The 16,691-nt window shown below is 33.8% G+C and carries 9 protein-coding genes; 5 read left to right on the forward strand and 4 right to left on the reverse strand.

The genetic code is table 11. The annotated features are described in order from the left end of the window. Positions 1–101 precede the first annotated feature (101 nt). Both metH and AC2DZ0_RS05540 read right to left on the reverse strand, forming a co-directional pair. A complete protein-coding gene (gene metH / locus AC2DZ0_RS05535) occupies positions 102–2,789 on the reverse strand; it encodes a methionine synthase (protein WP_484644199.1) in 2,688 nt (895 codons plus the stop codon). Between the two features lie 37 nt (positions 2,790–2,826). Further along, on the reverse strand, positions 2,827–3,822 hold the full coding sequence (locus tag AC2DZ0_RS05540) for a homocysteine S-methyltransferase family protein (RefSeq protein ID WP_484492017.1): 996 nt from the start codon (positions 3,820–3,822) through the stop codon (positions 2,827–2,829). Positions 3,823–4,052: 230 nt separating this feature from the next. Between AC2DZ0_RS05540 and AC2DZ0_RS05545 the strand changes: the two genes are divergently transcribed. From AC2DZ0_RS05545 to AC2DZ0_RS05565, 5 genes are all read left to right on the forward strand, one after another. Then, entirely contained in the window at positions 4,053–4,553 is a 501-nt protein-coding gene (locus tag AC2DZ0_RS05545; protein ID WP_484644201.1) for an ecotin family protein, read from the forward strand. Continuing rightward, positions 4,554–5,159, forward strand: coding sequence for a DUF502 domain-containing protein (locus AC2DZ0_RS05550; RefSeq protein ID WP_484644203.1), 606 nt, complete (start codon positions 4,554–4,556; stop codon positions 5,157–5,159). It abuts the gene before it with no gap. 9 nt (positions 5,160–5,168) lie between these two features. Further along, positions 5,169–6,308 carry a BamA/TamA family outer membrane protein gene (locus AC2DZ0_RS05555; protein ID WP_484644205.1) on the forward strand — a complete coding sequence of 380 codons (1,140 nt, stop codon included), beginning with the start codon at positions 5,169–5,171 and terminating at the stop codon, positions 6,306–6,308. A gap of 1,442 nt (positions 6,309–7,750) precedes the next feature. Further along, complete coding sequence (locus AC2DZ0_RS05560; RefSeq protein WP_484644207.1) at positions 7,751–10,438, forward strand: T9SS type A sorting domain-containing protein; 2,688 nt, start codon at positions 7,751–7,753, stop codon at positions 10,436–10,438. Between the two features lie 102 nt (positions 10,439–10,540). Continuing rightward, positions 10,541–12,079, forward strand: coding sequence for a sulfatase (locus AC2DZ0_RS05565; protein ID WP_484644209.1), 1,539 nt, complete (start codon positions 10,541–10,543; stop codon positions 12,077–12,079). 355 nt (positions 12,080–12,434) lie between these two features. Here the strand turns inward: AC2DZ0_RS05565 and manA are convergent, their stop codons facing one another. Continuing rightward, positions 12,435–13,640 carry a mannose-6-phosphate isomerase, class I gene (manA, locus tag AC2DZ0_RS05570; RefSeq protein ID WP_484644211.1) on the reverse strand — a complete coding sequence of 402 codons (1,206 nt, stop codon included), beginning with the start codon at positions 13,638–13,640 and terminating at the stop codon, positions 12,435–12,437. Positions 13,641–13,678: 38 nt separating this feature from the next. Then, entirely contained in the window at positions 13,679–16,183 is a 2,505-nt protein-coding gene (locus AC2DZ0_RS05575; protein ID WP_484644213.1) for a DUF3604 domain-containing protein, read from the reverse strand. Positions 16,184–16,691: the final 508 nt, after the last annotated feature.

The following is a 16,691-nucleotide window of genomic DNA, read 5'->3' on the forward strand; positions in this document are numbered from 1 at the left end:
CCTAACGCGCTTGCGAAAATAAACAATTCCATTCTATAAAAAAAAGCCTAACACTTTTAAAAATGTTAGGCTTCCTCGTATCAATAAAATAATATTTTCCTTTATTCATTTAAATTTGGTGCTAACCAACGCTCCATAACTTCATTGCTATATCCTCTACGTTTTGCAAAGTCATGCACTTGTTCTAAAGTGATTTTTCCAACACCAAAATACCTGGCTTTTGGATGTGCAAAATACAAACCAGAAACTGCCGCAGTAGGAAACATCGCCAAACTATCTGTAAGCGTTACTCCAATATTTTCTTCAACATTTAACAGTCTCCACAAGGCAGTTTTTTCAGTATGATCTGGACACGCTGGATACCCAGGTGCAGGACGAATCCCCTGATATTCCTCACGTATCAAATCTTCATTACTTAAATTTTCATCCGATGCATAACCCCAAAATTCCTTACGAACTTTATCATGCAAATACTCTGCAAACGCTTCCGCAAATCTATCTCCAAGCGCTTTAACCATAATACTGTTATAATCGTCTAAGTCGGCTTTATAAGTATCTGCAATTTCCTCAACACCAAATCCTGTTGTTACACAAAAACCACCAATATAATCCTCTAAACCTGTTTCTTTAGGAGCTACAAAATCTGCCAAGGCAATATTTGGTTTTCCAGCACCTTTCTTAGATTGTTGACGTAATGTCAAAACTGTCTCTAAAACTTCTGTTCTAGATTCATCCTTGTAAACCTCAATATCATCTGAGTTCTCAATTGTATTCGCTGGAAAAAGACCGTATACAGCTTTTGCTTTAAACCATTTTTCTTTTAAAATGCGTTCAAGCATCGCTTGAGCATCCTTAAATAAATCTTTTGCTTGTTCTCCTACTATTTCATTCTCAAGAATTGCTGGAAATTTCCCATGTAATTCCCAAGATTGGAAGAAAGGAGTCCAATCTAAATAAGGAACCAATTCGTTAAAATCTAAATCTTCTATTACATGTACTCCCAATTTTTTAGGTCTGTACACGTCTTCTGCTTTCCAATCAATCTTAAATTTATTTGCACGCGCTTCTTCTAACGGCAAATACACTTTTTTACGAGCTCTATTTAAATAGCCTTCACGTAATTTATCGTATTCCGCATAAGTCTCTTTTAAAAAGCCTTCTCTTGTATCATCACTAATCAAAGTACTCACAACGGGAACTGATCTAGAAGCATCTAACACATGAATTACTCCATGGTCATATTGTTGTGCAATTTTAACTGCCGTATGAGCTCTAGAAGTAGTTGCCCCACCTACAAGTAAAGGGATATTAAAATCCAACCTTTTCATTTCTTTGGCTATATGTACCATTTCATCTAAGGAAGGTGTAATCAATCCACTCAAACCAATAACATCCACGTTATGATTTTTCGCTTCTTCTAATATTTTTTCCGGCGGAACCATCACTCCAAGATCCACTATTTCATAATTGTTACAAGCCAATACAACCCCAACAATATTTTTACCAATATCATGTACATCTCCTTTTACAGTAGCCAATAGCACTTTTCCTTGTGCTCTAGAATTTTCATCTTTCTCTGCTTCAATAAAAGGCATTAAGTGAGCAACTGCTTTTTTCATTACACGAGCAGATTTCACAACCTGTGGTAAAAACATCTTACCTTCACCGAACAAATCACCAACCACACTCATTCCAATCATCAAGTTCCCCTCAATAACTTCTAATGGTTTCGCAGCCAATAAACGTGCTTCTTCTACATCTTCTACAATATAAGTATCTAAACCTTTTACTAAAGAATGTGTAATTCTATCTTGTAAAGCACCTTCTCTCCATTCAAGGTTTTGAACTTGTACTTTTCCTTTTCCTTTTACTGATTCAGCAAAATCCAATAAACGTTCTGTAGCATCATCACGTCTATCTAAAATTACATCTTCAACATGTTCCAATAAATCTTTTGGGATATCGTCATAAACCTCCAACATTGCTGGATTCACAATTCCCATATTCATCCCTTTCTGGATGGCATAATACAAAAACACGGAATGCATCGCTTCACGTACCACGTTATTACCTCTAAAAGAAAACGATACATTACTTACACCTCCACTTACACTGGCATTTAATAAATTGGTACGTACCCAATGTGTAGCCTCAATAAAATCTATCGCATTTTTTCTATGCTCTTCCATTCCTGTTGCCACAGGAAAAATATTTAAATCGAAAATAATATCTTCTGATGGAAACCCCAACTCATCTACCATGATATCATAAGAACGTTTTGCTATTTCACAACGACGCTCATAATTATCAGCCTGTCCAACCTCATCAAAAGCCATTACAATAACCGCAGCACCATAACGTTTCAATAACTTAACATGTTTTCTAAAAGCTTCTTCTCCTTCCTTTAAAGAAATAGAATTCACAACACACTTTCCTTGAACAACCTGCAATCCAGCCTCAATAATATCCCATTTAGAACTATCAATCATGATAGGCACACGAGAAATATCCGGTTCGGCCATGATCAAATGTAAAAAACGAACCATCGCCTCTTTCCCATCAATCATACCATCATCCATGTTGATGTCAATAATTTGGGCACCACCTTCAACCTGATCTCTGGCAATCGCTAAAGCCTCGTCGTATTGCTCCTCTTTAATAAGGCGCAAAAACTTACGTGACCCTGCTACATTTGTTCTTTCACCAACATTGATAAAGTTCATATCCGGACTTAAAACCAAAGGCTCTAAACCAGATAACTTCATGTATTTTGTTTGTTTTATACTCATTCTATCCTTGAATTGTATTGCTTAAAATTACAACAGCCTATACAGCCATTTCACGAGGTTTGTATGCTGCTGCTACTTCAGCAATTGCCTTTATATGGCCTGGTGTTGTACCACAACAACCTCCAATAATATTAATCAAACTTTTATCTAAATATTCTTTAATTTGACCTGCCATTTCTTCCGGAGTCTCATCGTACTCACCAAAGGCATTTGGCAAACCTGCATTTGGATGTGCAGATACTCCAAAACCTGTATTGTTTGAGATGGCCTCTAAATGCGGAACTAAAGCACTTGCACCTAATGCACAATTTAATCCAACTGTTAACAACGGTACGTGCGATACTGATATCAAAAATGCCTCCGCAGTTTGTCCAGATAATGTTCGTCCACTAGCATCAGTTATGGTACCACTTAACATCACAGGAACATCAATTCCACGTTCATCCTTTACTTCTTCAATTGCAAACAAAGCCGCTTTCGCATTTAAAGTATCAAACACCGTTTCTACCAATAAAATGTCAGACCCTCCATCTAATAAAGCTTCTGCCTGCTGCTTGTAAGCTATTCTTAACTCATCAAAAGTAATAGCTCTATAACCAGGATCATTTACATCTGGAGACATAGACCCTGTTTTGTTAGTTGGTCCAATAGAACCAGCAACAAATCTTGGTTTATCAGGATTTGCCTTGGTAAATTCATCTGCTACTTCTTTTGCTATTTTCGCAGATTCAAAGTTTAATTGATATACATAATCCTCCATTTCATAATCTGCCATTGCAATAGTAGTACTAGAAAATGTATTTGTTTCAACAATATCAGCACCTGCATCAAAATATTTTCTATGCACTTCTTTAATTGCCTCTGGCTGCGTAATAGAAAGCATATCATTATTTCCTTTCACAGATAATTTCCAATCCTTGAATTGCTCACCTCTAAAATCCTCTTCCGTAAATTTATACGCCTGCAACATAGTTCCCATGGCACCGTCTAAAACAAGGATTCTTTCTTTTAAAACTTCTGTGATATTTTTCATTGTATTCGTATTTAATGGTTATTCATGTTGTTCATTAGGTCGTTTTTAAAAGGAAAACTTTCAGTAAAAAACGAAACCTTTGTCCACGTATCTCCATTTATAATTCAGGCTGCAAAGATACTTAATTTGTAATAATTAAACCCTTCCTTTGATCGCTAAATTTCATACCTCAATATTACCTTTGACTACATTTTTATGTATATTTGATTTACACACAAAATTGCATACTCATGAGGTTATCTATCACATTTTTAACGCTTTCATTTTTCTTGATTCTAAGTTGTAATACAAAAGTTGAAGACAATTCTAATTCAGAAAAGAAATTTGCTGAATACGACCTGAGTATGTACCCTAAACCAAACGAGACACTAGCAAGATATATCATTGAGTTGCCCATAGAACCAAATGAGGGACTTTTCAATCTAGAAATTTGGGCTGGTAAAACTGATTTGGTTGATTGCAACAAACATAATTTAGCCGGTAAATTCATAAAAAAAACAGTCCAAGGTTGGGGATACTCCTACTATCAATTTGAGACCAACGGATTGATCATGAGCACTCAAATGGCTTGTCCTGAAGACTCTAAAACGGAAAAAGTCATTCGTTCTAAAACAGAACACATTCGCTATAATAGTAAATTGCCAATAGTTGTTTATTGTCCTAAAGACCTTGAAATTGAATATGCTATTTGGTCTAAAAATAATACTCCTTCTAAAGCCATCCTGAAATAAATGAAAACCTTTTTAAACTTTTTAAAAACAACCCTTATAGGTGGCGTTTTTCTAATTGTACCAATCGTTATTGTTATTCTTATTTTAGGAAAAGTAATTGAAATATTAAGACTCCTAGTAAAACCTATTGTAAAAGGACTTCCGTTAGATACTATTGGCGGAGTAACAATTGCAAGATTGGTGGCATTTACTGTCCTAATTTTAATTTGTTTAATGGCTGGAATCATCGCAAAAACTCAAACTGCAAAAAACTTTAAAAACTGGCTAGAATCTACTCTTTTATCAAATATTCCCGGTTATAACATGATCAAAGGAATGACGGAAACAGCTATTGGAATAGAAAACAATACCGATAATCAAATCATTTTAGTTGATATTGAAGAAACTTGGCAGTTAGGAATCCTTATGGATAAACTAGACGAAGAACTTTATACCGTTTTTCTTCCGGGCGCACCAAGTCCGATGTCTGGTGATGTAGTATTTGTAAAAAAGAATCGAATTAAAAAACTTGACATCACTTCAATAGAAGCATTTAAAATTCAAAAAAAATTAGGTATGGACTCCGCTTCAATCCTAAAAGGAAAAGTCACAAACCAATCATTTTAATTCCAGTATATGAAATTAAATCAATTAGCAGCTAGTTTTATATTTTTCATTTGTGTTGCAAACCTTTCGGCACAAAGTAAAAAAGAAGGAGATACAAGTATAGAAGATGATAAAGACAAAAACTTTAAAACCATTCTAATACCAACCATCTCCTACAATAATAGTTTTAAAACTTCTTTCGGTGTTATGGCAGCCGGTTTTTATAAATTAAATAAAAAGGATACTATATCTCCTCTTTCTTCTTCAACCATTATTGGAAGTTACTCTACAAACAATACGTATTTTTTAATTCAACCCAATAAATTTTATTTTAAAGAAGACAAACTTAGATCAAAAGTAGTTGTTGGTACCGGAGGAATCAATTTTCAAACTTATGTAAGTTGGGGCGATATTTTAGATAATATTCCTCCTAATATTTTGCCCCCACTTCCACCTGAACTCCCTGAAGATGGAGTTTTTGTGGGTTACACTACCAACTTCTATTTTGCTTATCTAGATTTTATGGTAAATATATACGACAGATTATATGCAGGTATGAATATCATTTATTCGTACTCAAAAACAACTTTTGATGTGACAAGCCAACCAGAAGACACGCAAGATTTATTCGGTTTTGGTATTTCTTCTGAATTTGACAAAAGAGACAACCAAATGCAACCTTTGGATGGATTTAACGGTAAATTCAATACCACAAGTTTTCTAAAGAGTCTAGGTAGTACTTCTAACTACACAAATGTCACTATTGAATACAATAAATATTTCAAACAAGGAAAACGAAATACCTTATTAGTAAGAGCCTATGGACAAGCTGCAATTGGTGATGTTCCTTTTGCGGGCCAAAATGTAGTAGGAAGAGATGATTTAAGAGGATATTCTAACGGAAAATACAGAGCAAATCAAGTATACGATGTGCAAACAGAATACAGACATTGGTTTGCTGAAAAATGGGGTTACGTTGCTTTTGGTGGTGTTGCTACTGCCATTAACAACCCGAATGAGATTAGCCTAAACAATACCCTTCCTGCAATCGGTGCCGGTGTTCGTTTTATGGCCATTCCAAAATCAAGAATTACCGTTGGGATGGATGTTGCTGCAGGTAAAGATGACTGGGGAATATATTTTAGAATAGGTGAAGCATTTACACGATAAATAAAAAAGCAAACCTTGATCAAATCACGACATATCAAAATGAAAATTTTGTTTACCTATGGCAGGTTTCAGATTCTACTCACCAAATTTGCCTAATACAGAAAAATATTATGTTCGTCCCCAAAATAAATTGTGCATGGATTTCTAAAATTTTATATCGAAAAAACTTTAGCTTTGAAGTCAAAGATAAAAAATGAGAACCTACAAGCCACAACAGTAAACTAACTCATTAAAAAACAGAAAATTAATTAATACCCTTAATGCAAAATCATAATAAAGTTAATGAATAGCTTAAGAGAAGACCTGGGTTTTCTTTCATAGAACAACAATCTTTTAAAAAGAACTACTTAAAGGTTCTATATAGCCTCTATCTATATAAAAAAACTAGAATGACCACCCTATCAATGATTTAGACTAAAAAAAAGGTGAAATAAAAAGCCGTTCCAATTGAATCATAATGACTTTGCAATACAGAATCTTCCATTCATTTATGGAGTCGAGCACTTATGATAATTTATATGTTATCTACAACTGAAAGATAACAGCAAAAAACAACTTAAAACCTCCCTTAAAAAAAAGGTTCTTGAAAAGTATTCTTGAAAAAAAATGGTTACTAAAATTCATGGAATACACCAAGGCCCCCACTCTTGTTTTTTTATTGAAAACAATAAAATTTTGGACATATTTATCCATAAAAACTGAAAAATCCAGTAAAATACTATACTTTAAAATATATTAAATAGCAAGTGGGGTTTTCTAGCTTTCTCGAAAAACCAAGATGCCAAAAGTATGGTCATTATTAAATAATTATTACTCACCAACCGAATTATAAAACTTTTATAAAAAAACTTACACTCTCTACAGGAACTTTTATAATACACACATTGTTTTTAAATAAAAATTCACTTTTTCCTATCAAAAACAACCATTATCAGCATAATTAACAGTCAATTAGGCCCCTAATTAACTTTTGTATTAATTTAATATTAATTTTTTTTTAACCTGCCCTAACTATTTTTAATCCCCGTTAGATGCGTCTATTTTATTCTCAAAAAAACAAAGATGCTGATCTTAAACTAATTATTCCGTTTAACCAACCAATTAATTTTTAACCACAATGTTTAAAAAACCAAAATCAATATTTATTTCCTTCAAATTTTGTTATCCAGAATTGATTTCATGTTTCCATTTAATTGCATTTCAATTTACAAAAAATGGATCCACCTAACTTAGTTGAATGAATCTTTATAAGTAAATAAATACATCAAACCTGAATAAGGGAGTTTTAAAAAAATGATTTTCTAAAACAACAGCATTCCTTTCTGTAATTATAAACTAAAAGTAGTTATGATTTTGTGGAACTATTTTTTTTGGGATTTGAAAATGTATTTTCAGATGATATTAAAAAAACGAATACCTCTCTAACTAATAAAATCGTTAAAATGAAATTTAAAATAATATTATTAATTGCTACTAGTTTAATTATAAGGCTTGGTTTCCCTCAACAAATAACTCTTCCTGTTGAAGTTTTGGGACCAGAAGGCTTTACTGAATCCGTATCCTTCACCTTAAACAACCCACTTAATAACAGTATTAAGGATACAGATAATTTATACATCAGGGCAAATAATCTGGGATACGAAGACAAAGCTTCTGTTAAGGTTAATGAAGGAGATTGGATTTCTTTAAACCATAGTACTTGTAATATATATAGCCCGGAAAAAGAACGCGGTGGAATGACCAATGGAGGACATAATACCATCCGTTTTACTGTATCAGTTACAGGCTTTATAAGAGGAGTAAATACGATTACTTTTAGATTTAACAATTCTGATGGTATTTCAAACGGATACAGAATTATCGATCTTGATTTATTAGATGATAATTCAGAAAGAATTTTAAAAAACAGCGAATATTATGTATTACCTGGTAAAACAGTTAAAGACTATGAAACAAGTTTCTATGTTGAAGATGACCCAAATAATTGGAATTCTCCATATTATGCTGATGGAAGTGAACCAGCAGACATAGCGAGCAAAGTTGAAGAAGGTAAAAACCTTTGGTATTATGGGAGAAATGGAAGTCCTGAGATTGAAGGAGATCCATTATTAAACAATTATTTGCCTATTGATCGAAAAGGTTTTTGGTATGGTTATACTAACCTAAGCAGCGGTCAACCCATTAAAGCCAAATGTACAAGTTGCCATACACACGATGGTAGAGACCTCGAAATATTTTCATATTCTAACTTATCTATTATTGAACGATCCAAATTTCACAATCTCACCGAAGAAGAAGGAAAACTAATAGCTTCTTACATTAGATCCTTATCAGGAGATAGTCCAACTACGGGTAATATAGGACGATATGGTAGACCATGGAACCCGCCCTACCAACCAGGCCCCCAGCTTTCTGGAAAACCCATTGAACAATGGTCTGCTGGAGCTGGTTTAGACGCAGTTCTAGAGAAGGATGCCGACATGCTTCCTTATCTTTTTCCCAATGGTGTGTCACAAGACGAGTTGTATAAGGTGTTCGATTCTGATGCTACAAGTGACAGAACCGAAATGCCAGTTGCAATACAATTTCCTGATTGGAAACATTGGTTACCAATTGTACATCCAATGGATGCTTATACCAAAGATGACTATTGGAATTCTCCTGGAGAAAATGCAAATCCAAAACAAGGTTATCTCGATTTTAGACAATTTATTCTTGATCATATTGACACCTATCAATTACAAAACATATCTTCTGAAGATGCTGATGAATTAATGAAGGCAAATTCAGATTTTCATAGAGAATACCGTTTCTTTCTTTCAGATGGAGGTAGCAGAAATCAGCATTGGCGATCACATGATGGAACAGCTACTTCAAAATTAGCAGATGACATTCCTAGAGAACTAGCTGGTACAAGTTTAGCAAGATTAATGGCTGTTCAATTTTTTGAAATTATGAACGAGTTTAATTTTCAAGATAAAGCGCATTGGTTCACTGAATTTGATGAACAAGACCATCCGCAAGATAGACAATGGTTTGGAGACGACTATCAGGTTTTCGAAGTGCCACCACATTTTCAAGCCTCTGTAGACACGGAAGGTGCTGACGGGAATAGTCTAAATTTTAAAGGTCAATCAAGTTCAACAGGAGCCTTTGAAACTACAAATTGGTATCATTTGCAATCCATTGTTAATGGTGGTGAAGGAATGATGTTACAAAACAGTCCTGTAGATTACAACTATCAAGGTATGTTTATCTTAAAAGCTAGTAGTTTATCCGGAATCCATGAACCGTTGCGCTATTATCAAGCAATAAATACATCATATAGAACAAAAACATGGTCTGATGCTGGAGGTCCAAATACAAGTAGAGGCTTTAGGATTCGAGTAATGGGACCTTGGATGTTTAACGGTATGACTTTTAGGAGGAATTTTGAGGGATTTGATGAAGGTGAATTTCCTGAATTCTTGAATGAGATTTCTCCAGGTTTGCGTACAGGTATAACAAACTCTCTTTTAATGCAGTTTTTAACTGAAGTGGAAGATGGTGATGCAGATACAGATGGAAATTTCTACAATGAAGGTCTGAATCGATTATATGAGATGAATGGTGATATTTATTGGGAGCGCTACACAGAAGATGGTGATGCGAGTAACAAATTAGAACCTAAAAACATATTGGAATCTGAAATTTTAAAGGGGGATGACATTTTTAGTACGAATGCCGTTGGTTTATGGGTAGATCAGTTTTATTATTTAATTCCTAAATTCTATGAAATAGGTGTAAATGGTGATATTATGACTCGTGTTATCAATTGGTGTAATGCTGCTTGGCCCCAAATAAACTGGGACGTATTGAGAGAAAATTTAAATACGATGCCTATAGATAAACAAAATGAGGTATTTCTATCTTATAGTAATAATACTATTAAAATAAATGGTTTAACCGATGGAAAGTATAAATTCTATGTTCATAATCTATTTGGTGTTAAACAATCCGAGCAAAATATTCATATTCTAAACAACTACTCCCAAATATTAGAAACAGATAACTTGTCTTCAGGAATTTATATTCTGAGTGTATTCGATCATAATGGGAAAAAGAGAGTCTTTAAATTCCATAAAAAATAATCGGATAAAAAAAAGTTTTTATTTCAATGCAGTTGGATTAAAAAAAATCCATTAACAGATCTATCGTATGATTAACTTTAAAAAACAAAACTAATTAAACACATGAAAATTAAATTTATAAACTTTTATTCGATTTATATTACAGCAATATTTTGTTGTTCTTTTTCCATAGTAAATGCAAAAAAAACAATTGAACACCCCAATATCATCTTTTTTTCAGTGGACGACATGAATGATTTTATAAATCCTTTAGGTCACCATCAAGCTATTACACCAAATATGGATAGATTAGCCGACCAAGGAATAATTTTTACGAACGCTCATGCTCCAAACTCATATTGCGCTCCATCAAGAACAGCTATTTGGACAGGTATGCAATCTAGTACAACTGGATGCTACAGAGATGAGGTATATTTCTATGATTATCCTGATTTAATACCAATGCACGAAGCTTTTAAAAAAGGAGGTTATAATACCTTTGGAACCGGAAAATTATTTCACCACAGAGCAGGTTTTGTTGATCTAGATGGTTGGGACGAATTTTACGCTCGAAATGAACAAGTAAGATCTGTAGGTTATGAGACTGGATATTTTGGTGACGACTTACCATATCCTGATCCATATCCTTATAGCCCTTATTACAGAAAAACCGGAAAAAAAATAAATGGAGGCGCCTTTTTGGAATGGGGACCAATTCCCAATGAAGATAGTCATAAAATGATGGGCGTCCAACGTACCAAATGGATATGTGGGCTCTTAAAACAAAAACATGACAAGCCTTTTTTCATGGCAATGGGTCTTTACACCCCTCATTTTCCAAATTATGCTCCTCAGAAGTTTTTTGACATGTATGACTTGGATAAAATTGAGATACCTATTTTACCTAAAGACGATCTAGAGGACATACCTAACCCGATGAGAAATCAAATGATAAACAGAAGTAAAATTCAACAAACTTTAGAAAGCATAGGTGCTGTTAAAGAAGCAGTAAGAGCGTACCTAGCCGCTGTAAGTTATGCTGACAGTCTGTTAGGTGAGGTATTAGATGCATTAGAAGAAAGCTCGTATAAAGACAACACAATAGTTGTATTCTGGAGTGATCAGGGTTACCACTTAGGAGAAAAAGGTAATTGGGGTAAACATACTTTGTGGAGCGAAACTTCTCGCGTTCCATTCTTTATATCTGGTGCAAACCTTCCTAAAAACAAAAAAGTAACAACAACAGCTGGTCTTATTGATATTTACCCAACGCTGATTGATCTTTGTAACCTACCGAATCAACCGAATCTAGATGGTAAATCTTTAGTGCCAGAAATAACAAAGAACAAACAGCCTGATAGAGATTTGTTTATTCCATATCATGAAAGAGGAAGTTATTCTGTTGTAAACAGCCAATATAGATATATTTATTACAAAGAGGGTGGCGAGGAATTTTATGACATAAAAAAAGATTACAATGAATGGAATAACCTGATAAAAGAAGATCAGTATCAACCGATTATTAATGAAATGAAAAAAGCAGTTCCAACTAAATTCAGGAAACCTGCAACATCAAAGAAAACACTTAAACTAATTTTTGATAAAAATGGTGGATACCATTGGGAAAGTAAAAAAGGAGCTAAACCTCAAATGACATTGTAATAATAAAATCATACTTATCCGAAAGCCCACTAATAAGTTTCATAAAAAGTGATCTTTCTAAATAATTACAACTACCCTTAAGAGAAAAAGGTTGCTGAGAAACACTTTATTGAGTGAAACTTCTTTAGTAACCTTTTTATTTTTCAGTGCATTTTTTCAAAAATAGGGATTCACAAACGTTTCACTTCTAAAATTAATTTAGAGTTTAATTTAGGTATTAATAAAGCATAAAAAAATCCAAGATTTGATTTATTACAAATTCTTGGATTTTAAATAAGGCATCAAAGTGATTAACATTATTTCTTTAATGATTAGTAATATTTAGTTAGTAACATTGCTTAACCCAAAACCTTAATTAAGGAGCAGTTGCTTTGTACAAAACTGTATTTCTTGAAGTATTTATTTCATAATTACTGCTTGCTGTCAATGTAGCAACCTCTCCTTTTTTTAGTTCTAAGTGTGTCTCGCCTTCTGTTATTGAAACACTCCCATTCATTACAATCAAAATTTCAACAGTTTTGCTTCTTCCAATATAAGTTTCATTATTTTTCAAAGTTATTTGACTTAATTCAAAATCGGGTGCTGGACTTTTATAAATTCGTTCTAGACCATCTGACTGGAGTTCTCCTTTCAATATATTCGGAATTGTTTCTTCAAATGTTACATGTTTAAGTAATTCGGAAACATCTATATGCTTAGGAGTTAAACCTCCTCTTAAAACGTTATCTGAATTCGCCATCAACTCCATGTTCTGACCTTCAAGGTATGCATGTGGTATACCAGCATCTTGAAATACGGCTTCCCCTGGATTCACTTTTACTATATTAAAAAAATAGATAGAGTATATTCCTCTATCAAAAACAGAAGAATCAGTTGCTAAATCTACAGCTTTTGCAGCCCAATAATCAGGACTTGATTTATCGAGTTTTCCTTCTTTGTATAAAGGATATATTCTATTGACAAGTGGCATTAATGTTTTATTCACCTCCTCTTGACTTTGTTCCATTACCGTTTTATAAAGCCCATAGTAACCTTCAGAATCGAAAATAGAACGAAATACATTAAACTCTGGAATGACATCCAGTAGTTTTGACAATTTATCCTTAGGTAAAAACCCATGCAACAGCCAAAACTCACTTAGAGCTACCATAATTTCTGGTTTATGGTTATCGTCTTTATAATTTCTATTGAAAGCATCTAAAGGTATTCCTTTTTCATTCTCTAACTTAAAGCCTTTTTCAGCCTCCTTTTTACTTGGATGTACCTGTATTGACAACATGTCCGCCACATCCAACACCTTAAACAAAAAGGGCAATCTTCCAAACTTCTTTGAAATAACACTTCCAAGTTTCCTTTCTAAATCTTCCCTCAAAAATGAGTTTAATCCTTCTTTGACCCCATTTACGTCTATCACTGTAGATGGCGCATTATCGTGTGCGCCTAACCAGTACTCTGCACACTTTTCTTCTGTAGATTCCTCGCCTAGCAAATTAGGAATATACTGGAAGCCTCCCCAGGCGTAATTTTGAACTTTTCCTTTAAGTGAAAATAATTTTGTCATAAATTTCTTTAATTTCTAACGTTTATTTAAATTTGATTTTAACTTTCCATCCATATAGGACTTGACCATGCAATATGATTGTTTTTTTGAGTAATCCTTATGTAATAATATAAAACACCTCTTTTATTTACAGAATGTCCATCTACAAAATTTCCAGTATAGGAATAACTTTCTTTCTCAGGAGTAATTGAATGTATGACATTACTATTTCTGAGTATTTCAATAGATTTAATATCATCAACGGCTTTTATGCTAAAAAACAAGTTTGGTGTTTTCCGTTTCGTAGTTTGTCCTTGTATCGCATTATTAACTCTAAAGTCAACTTCCATTTGATCTCCAGTAGTTGCAAAAACCCTTCTATTTCTAAAAGCCTCCATGATACCCTTTCTGCTTATTTCTTTGACCCAGACACAAGCAAGACCAACTCCTATACTATTATGATCTCCACTAGCTATAAAACCTAGTTTATGTCCCTTTTCCCTAAGGGCATAATCTATAAAACCTTTATCATTTTCTGATGGTTTATGTCTATCAATATTTATCATTCTTGGGGCACCTCTATATTCGGCATTTCCACGACATTGAAATATTTCAACCACCGGTTCAATCTCAGCATCTCTTGTTTCCCAGCAACAAGAATGAACATCGTCTGCAGGGTGATGAGGAATAGATATACAATCGATATCGTTTTCTCGAATAAATTTCCATAATCCTTCTGCATCACGAGTCTTTGGACTTTTAACAGAATACACCTGATCCTTATCACGAATATATTTTTTCGCATCGTCAGTTGTTGTGAATATTACATTTCTATGCCCTGCTCCTCGTTTTATTTCAAAAGTTCTCCTATTAGATAAGGTAAACTCTACAGATGGAAAAGCCACAAAATTTGAATAATCATTATAAAAATCTGCTAATCTTAAATGCTTTCTCCAATACACTTCTGTTTGAGAGTAAGCATGATCTGTAATCCCCATAAAATCATATCCTTCAGAGTACAAACCATACCTGTAATCATCATGTAAAGTACCATCTGTTCCCGCTGGCCAGCAACTAGAAATTTCAGAATGTTCGTGTAAATTCCCTAAAAGCAAAGTATATGTTTCTCCTTTATAGGTTATCTTCGAACGTTTTGATTTTGGTCGACCACTTAACACTGGTTTAAACCCATCAACAGTATGATGTTCTTCAACGATGGTGGGTATCAAAGTTATTTCAGAGTTTTGATCCTTGAATATTGGAGCGGCAAATTGGTTTATTTCTAACATACCTCGCCTAATAGAATCTTTTCTATGATTATCTTTATCTGTATTATCATAGTCTCTATCTTTAAAATTTTCACTTTTCCACGCCAACCAAAAAGAATTATTCTTTGAATCAAAGGAAATTGTTGGCCTTATAGATTCACCTTTTTGTTTGGTTTGGATAATCGTTTGTGGACTTGACCAACCTTTTGCTGGATCTAAATATGAAATTCTAAACTTCCAATGTGGGCTGCCTTCAAAATCGCCTCCACAGTGTGAAAGTATATACAGCTGTCCTTTCAAATCTTTTTGAAACGTTGGCCAATGATCATTTTTCCCTTTGAACAGCCATCTCCCATTAACTTTCTCTTCATAAAGTACTCCATCACTATAACAAACCATCGCACAACATCTATCCCCGGTATAGTTGTCACTATCCTCAAGCCTGTGTGCGAAACGGTTGTTTTCCCAAGAAATCCAAAGTTTGCCTGTATTATCAAAACAAATATTAGGTTTCACATTGATGTTAACACGATCTTTAAAACCACCTCCAATAGCTATAGGCACCGTACTTTGTTCAACAAATTCTGAATTCAAAATTTTCATTTGAATATTTCTGTGGGGTCCTTCGTTTGTATCATAGGCCATATATATGTTTCCATAATCATCTTGTTCTAATGAAGGGTTGAAGCAGTTATCAGATTTATCCGATACTCTAACCGGACTTGACCAAGAACCTTTATCATATTTTGATAGGTATATTGAAAATTTTCCTTCTTCGAAACATTCCCATGCCAATAAATAAACATTTTTAGCCAAGGCTTTCAAAACTGGATTTATGGATTTCTTTTTAGAATCGCTAACGGCTATTGGTGACGAGAATACTCCATCTTTTTGAACAGTTACATAAATGACCCATTGGTGATTTATGACTTCAGACCAAGCTACTGCTGGATTCCCATCTAAATGACAATCGACATAATGACATTCATAAGACCCCGGTTTTGCCGTAATTGGACTTTGCTCTACCCAATTGTCACCTTCTTTTTTAAAAAGAGTAATCACTTCTTTATCAGATGGATACTCAAGTCTTCTCAAAGTGGTCAAATAGGTATTCTTTCTGTTCTGAAATAACATTGGAGCCTCATCCTGCTCATCATCAAAATCTGATAACTGTAAGCTCCCCAACATCTTAAATCGTTCTTCCTTATCATTTTGTATTGAACAACCTATTGTTGGTATCAAAAATGTAGAAGCAGAGAACAGCAAACTGTTTCTAATAAATTGTCTTCTTTCCATATAATTTTTATTAATTTTTCACCAAAGAAATTCCTCCTTTACCATACAGTTCACTATTTTGCCGTTTTCTGTTCGCAGTATCCTTGGAATCTACATTTGGTATTGATTTACCAATTAGTGTAACATAATTTTCATTTTTAGGGGGATTCTCTTTAAGCTTACTAACGTCTCAAAATTGTTTCTACTAAGACTCCATATGAGATACTAATTCCTAAAACATGAAATTCTTATCTTTTTTCAGCTTCCAAACTATCTTGTAAAGTATATCACCGTATAACCTTCATGTATCAAGATAAGTCTTTTCATTGCTCGCGTCTCCCTAATTTTATCCATTTTCTTTGAATGTACCGTTTCCAATTCTTCACATCTCTATTAAATTCTTCAATATCCTATCCAACTGCCTCTAACATTATATAATCCTAATCTACATCCAATTCGTCAGACACTATCATGGGCATTGATATTCTAAAATTCTGCATTGTTTATGGGGTTTGTAATAAACAACTAC

Source organism: Flavicella sp. IMCC45668 (genome assembly GCF_057219105.1).